Below are 4,909 nucleotides of genomic sequence, written 5' to 3'. Positions count from 1 at the left end.
GCCGACCTGACACTCCTTGCACCGCCGGGACCGATCCGCCCTGCCTGGTGAGCCGATGGCCCACCGCCCTGGAGACCGCCGGCCGTGAACGAACCGTCCGCCAGGGCAACCGGCCAAGTGGAAGACGACACGCGAGTTGCCGTGCCGAGCCCTCCGTGGACCGGTGAACCTTCCCGGTCAGAGCACTAGGGAGTGAGAACGATCTTGCCTTTCACGTGGTTGGTCTCGCTGAGTTCGTGCGCTTTGGCTGCGTCTTCCAGTGGCAGGACTTGATCGACGGCGACTCGGAGGCTGCCGCGTTCCACCAGGTTGGTGATGCTCTCCAGATCGGCGCCGGAGGGGGTGAATCCGAACTCGACAAACCGCAGGCCGCGCGCCTTGGACTGCTCCCGGACGGCGACCCGGTCGGGACCGGAGCCCCGCACGTCGATGAGGATTCCGCCCGGCGTGAGCGTGTCCAGCGACCGGGGTCCGTAGTCCCCGCTGATGGGGTCCAGGACCACGTCGATGTCACGTGCGACCGCTGCAAAGTCGGTGGTGGTGTAGTCGATAAGTTCGTCGGCGCCCAGGTCGCGCAGGAACGCGTGCTTGCTCTCCCGGGCGGTGCCGATGACGTATGCGCCGCGTGCCTTGGCGATCTGTACGGCGAGATGGCCGATCCCGCCGGCCGCCGCATGGATGAGTACCCGCTGCCCGGTGCCGACGGCGGCGACCCGCACGAGCGGCTGCCAGGCGGTTAGCGCCGCGACCGGCAGTGCTGCGGCGTGCACATGGTCGATACCCGCCGGCACAGCGGCGAGCGCTTCCACCGGTGCGACGACGTACTCGGCATAGGCGCCGTGGGGCGGAAATGCGCAGCCGTATACCTCATCACCGGGCCGGAATCGTGTCACCTGCTCGCCGACTGTCTCCACCACCCCGCACAGGTCGAGTCCCAGGGTGAACGGCGGAGCACCGAACTTCCGCACCATTCCGGAGCGAATCTTCCAGTCGGCCGGATTCACTCCGGCCGCGTAGACGCGTACCAGCGCCTCGCCCGGACCTGGCGTCGGCAGGCCGGTCTCGACGACCTCCAGAACTTCCGGGCCGCCGTAGCTGCGCTGGCTGACCGCGCGCATACGGGTAGTCATACGGCACTCTCCTCGGGTTGTTGGCTGGGCTCGGCTCGCTGCGATCACCATCCTCAACGGCATCGGTATCTCTTGTGAAGTAGGCACCTTATTGATATCTAGGTACCTCATGGAAACCGCTATGAGTGAGGCCTCCGAGGACTGGGCCGCCACCTACCGCCGTGATTGCCCCTCGCGCACCGTTGTCGAGATGTTGGCCAACAAGTGGGTGTTGTACGTCCTGGGGGCGCTCCGTCGGCATGACCGGCCGATGCGCTTCAGCGAACTGCGGCGCCTCCTGGACGGGATCACACAGAAGATGCTGACCCAGACCCTGCGCGCGTTGGAACGGGATGGCCTCGTGAACCGCACGGTCTACCCCACCGTTCCGCCTCGCGTGGAGTACGGACTCACCGAGCTCGGGGTCGAGGCCGGACGACTGACCAGCGCCATCGGCGCATGGTCCGTGGAGCACGCCCAGCAAGTCCTGGCAGCCCGCCAGGACTTCGATGATCAGGCCGCCACCGCCCCAGAACCCGTTCGATAGCCGGCCCTGGAGCGATCGGCAACCCGGCGAAGGTTCTCGGTCACAGCACTAGCTCCGGCAGCTTGGGTAGAGCGTGACCAGGTAAATCCAGTGGGTTACGACGCCTTTATGACGATACTGGCGTGATGATGATGGATGCTTCGAACGCGTTGGCTGTGATCAGGGGTCTGGAGGCGCAGAGTGTTCAGGTGTGGCTCGGGGACGGCGGGTGGGGGGTTGACGCGCTCCTTGGCCAGCAGACTCGTCCGCACAAGGACGTCGATCTGATCGTCCGGGTCGACCAGGCTGAGGCCGCCGTCCAGGCCTTGCGCGGTTTGGGGTTCGCCGTTGTGGAGGGTCGTCTTTCCTCATGCTTCGTCCTGCGTGATCAGGAGGGAAGGAGCGTTGACGTCCATCCCGTGGTGTTCGACGGAGAGGGCAACGGCGACTACACGATGGAGAACGGCGAGGTCTGGGTGTACGAGGCCGCCTGGTTCGGTGGGACCGGGAATCTTCAGGGCGAGCCGGTGCGGTGCCTGACCGCGCAGGGTCAGGTGGTGTGCCACTCGGGGTACGAGCTCGATGACGAGGACCGCCGGGACATGGCGGTCCTGCATGAACGGTTCGGCGTGGAGCTCCTGCCCGAACAGCGGTTCCCGTTGGGGTAAGAAGCCGTCTCTCAACCGATCTTGGAACGTCCAGGTCGAACAGGGGTCCTGGTTGAGTGATCTTCCGGCGGTGAGCATGGCCGCCCTCACCCTGGAGCAGCACCGGTGAAGAGACTCATTCGGCTATTCAGCCTCGCCGGCGCCGTCGCCTTGGTCCACGAAGGCGACGCCACGCCAGGGCGACGGGCCGCCGAGTGTCTGGTCGAGACGTTCCTGCGAGGGATGGAGTGAGCGTCGGGCCGCATTGACGAACTTCAAGTGCCCCTGGTCCAAGGCGGCGTGGATCGGTCGGAGCTCCTCAAGATCCGCTGGCTGACGATCGTGGAAGAGAATGCTGAAATCCTCGATGACATCGCAGAGCTGCAGAGCTGCTGCGGCCGCCTCGGGATTCGCCACCAAGCTCAGCGACTGGATCGCGGCATTGAACGGCCCCCATGCGACTGCAGGTCTGCGCCGTTCGAGGAACGCCTCACGCAGCTCCATCTCGACCGCGCCGAAGGCCTGCAGGAACCTCTCGTAGGCGGACGTCTGTGTCTCCTGAAGCCACTTTCGATTCTCGCTGTGCCGCCCAACGACCCCTCCTGCAACGACGCCCACGATGGTGGCGGTGACAGCACCCGCGGTGGATATCAAGAGCTCCCATGGAACAGCCATTTCAAACCCCTTGGGTTGTTGTCAGAAGCCGTCTCGACCGATCGTGGAACGTGTGGGGCGAACGGGGTCTTGGTCGAGTGAACTTTCCGGTGGTAGGTGCATGGAGGCAGGGCCTCCTGGTAGCTCAGGCCCTGTTGTCGTTGTTGTACGCGCCCGCGCCCGTCCGCTTCAACTCGCCTGCCGTCTCGTGCGATTGTCTCGCGCATGTGTACGGCAACGCGGCCGATCATCCCGATCGGGTGCGCTGGTATCCGTCGGACATGACGGAATCGGAGTGGGCGGCCGTCTGGCCGTTGCTGCCGGTGTCGGCCTGGCTTCAGGGGCGGGGCGGGCAGCCCGAGGGCTACTGCCATCGGCAGATGCTGGCCCAGCCCCGCGGCTCGTCGTGTCAAAGTGGACAAGCCAGGCGGGTGGGGGCGGTTGGTGGCGGGGAACCGGTCAGTCCCGGGTATGTTCACGCGGGGCCGGTTGACCGGCTCGGCGGGACTGTCGGCGGGTGATCCGCCTGGTCATCAGCGTGATCGCGGCCCAGGTGATCAGGGTTTCGGAGTGCTGGACCAGGCGTTCGTAGTCGCGGGCGTGTCTGCGGGCGTGCATGACCCAGGCCAGCGATCTCTCAACGACCCAGCGGCGGGGCAGGACGACGAAGCCGACCGCGTTCTTGGGCCGGCTCACCGTCTTGACCGTCAGGTCGAGGTACTTCTTTGCCCAGGTCACGAGCTGGCCGGCGTAGGCGGAGTCGGCCCAGACGATCGTGATCTCGGGGTGCATGAGCCGCAGGCGGAACAGGACTTCCTTGGCCGCGTCGCGGTCGGTCATGTCGGCTGGGGTGACCATGACGAACAGCGGCAGCCCTTTGGTGTCCACGACGAGGTGGCGCTTGCGGCCGTTGATTTTCTTCGCGGCGTCGTAGCCTCTCGAGTCGCGGCCGACGGTCTCGGCGGCCTTGACGGACTGGGAGTCGATGACGGTGGCGACCGCTCCGGGGGCCCGGCCCATGTCGCGGCGGATCCGTTTGCGGAGCTGGTCGCGGATCTGCCCGATCACCCCGGCCGCGGCCCAGCGGGCCATGGCGTTGTAGCAGGTCCGCCAGGGCGGATAGTCCTTGGGCAGGGCCCTCCACTTGCAGCCGGTGTCCACGACATAGCGGATCGCGTCCACGATCTCGCGGCGCGGGTGCTTCTCGGGGCGCCCGCCCTTGAGGATCTCGCAGGCCGGGACCGGCAGCAGGGGCTCGATCAAGGCCCACTCGTCATCGAAGGTGTCGGAGGGGTAGCAACGGCGCCGGGCCAACGTGTTCCCCTCCTTCCCATAGGAGTCGGGCCCGGCCGCGGAGCGGCCGGGCCCGACCGTCTGCTCACGCGTCGACGTAGTCGGCGATCACGTCGAGCGTGGATTCGACGGAGTTGAGCTGGGTGTGCAGGTGCCGGATCCACCGGCCCTTGGGCTGCAGAGCGGCGTGCGGTGCGACGACGCCGGTGATGAACCGGCGGATCTCGGTGAGCTTCTCGCGGATGACCGCGACTTCGTATGCCTGGAGTTCGGTCGGGTCGGAGCAGAACCGGTAGCCGTCGGGCCTGGTCCAGATCAGCGGGGGCCAGCCCCGTTCGGCGATGGTGTCCCGCAGACAGGCCAGTCCCGCGCGGGCCTGGGACGGGGAGAGCTCGCTGGAGCGATCAGCTGGCCGAAGGCCAGCCCGGCGGGCCGGGCTTCGAAGAGGACCATGCGGACCGTGTCGGCATGCCGCTCGGCCGCGGCCGAGCGGCATCCCACTACTCACCCTTCAGCAGACGGGCCAGTTCGCCGTCGACGTCGACCTTTCCGGTGTCGACGGCCGTTTCGATCCAGTCCAGGGTCGCTTCTCTGAACCACCGATACGATCCTGCGCAGCTGCGGGGTCGGTCAGGGGGCACCAAGACTCGTCAGGGCATCCGCGGGCAACCCCTCGCTTA

At 66.8% G+C, this 4,909-nt stretch carries 5 protein-coding genes and 2 pseudogenes; 2 read left to right on the top strand and 5 right to left on the bottom strand.

The genetic code is table 11. The features are described from left to right. Nucleotides 1–185 precede the first annotated feature (185 nt). On the bottom strand, nt 186–1,130 hold the full coding sequence (locus ABTY04_RS40300; protein WP_352218400.1) for an NADP-dependent oxidoreductase: 945 nt from the start codon (nt 1,128–1,130) through the stop codon (nt 186–188). 121 nt (nt 1,131–1,251) lie between these two features. Here ABTY04_RS40300 and ABTY04_RS40295 point away from each other — a divergent pair, with 121 nt between their 5' ends. Both ABTY04_RS40295 and ABTY04_RS40290 read left to right on the top strand, forming a co-directional pair. Further along, a complete protein-coding gene (locus tag ABTY04_RS40295) occupies nt 1,252–1,656 on the top strand; it encodes a winged helix-turn-helix transcriptional regulator (RefSeq protein WP_352218399.1) in 405 nt (134 codons plus the stop codon). 125 nt (nt 1,657–1,781) lie between these two features. Then, nucleotides 1,782–2,303: a nucleotidyltransferase domain-containing protein gene (locus ABTY04_RS40290; protein ID WP_352218401.1), complete on the top strand. Its 522-nt coding sequence runs from the start codon at nt 1,782–1,784 to the stop codon at nt 2,301–2,303. A 123-nt stretch (nt 2,304–2,426) separates the two neighbouring features. Here ABTY04_RS40290 and ABTY04_RS40285 read toward each other — a convergent pair whose 3' ends face one another. The 4 genes and pseudogenes from ABTY04_RS40285 to ABTY04_RS40270 form a co-directional block, all read right to left on the bottom strand. Beyond that, nucleotides 2,427–2,957, bottom strand: coding sequence for a hypothetical protein (locus ABTY04_RS40285; RefSeq protein WP_190187709.1), 531 nt, complete (start codon nt 2,955–2,957; stop codon nt 2,427–2,429). A 438-nt stretch (nt 2,958–3,395) separates the two neighbouring features. Beyond that, the gene (locus ABTY04_RS40280) at nt 3,396–4,250 is read right to left on the bottom strand and encodes an IS5 family transposase (RefSeq protein WP_352218398.1); all 855 of its coding nucleotides are present in this window, start codon (nt 4,248–4,250) and stop codon (nt 3,396–3,398) included. A 64-nt stretch (nt 4,251–4,314) separates the two neighbouring features. Further along, nucleotides 4,315–4,682 (bottom strand): annotated as a pseudogene (locus ABTY04_RS40275) (RacP protein). A gap of 47 nt (nt 4,683–4,729) precedes the next feature. Further along, a pseudogene (locus tag ABTY04_RS40270) lies at nt 4,730–4,816 on the bottom strand (DUF6192 family protein); the annotation flags it as partial. Nucleotides 4,817–4,909: the final 93 nt, after the last annotated feature.

It is taken from the genome of Streptomyces sp. NPDC097981 (assembly GCF_040302565.1).
In the GTDB taxonomy this organism is placed as follows: Bacteria; Actinomycetota; Actinomycetes; order Streptomycetales; family Streptomycetaceae; genus Streptomyces.
This window is presented reverse-complemented; position numbering and strand designations above follow the sequence as displayed.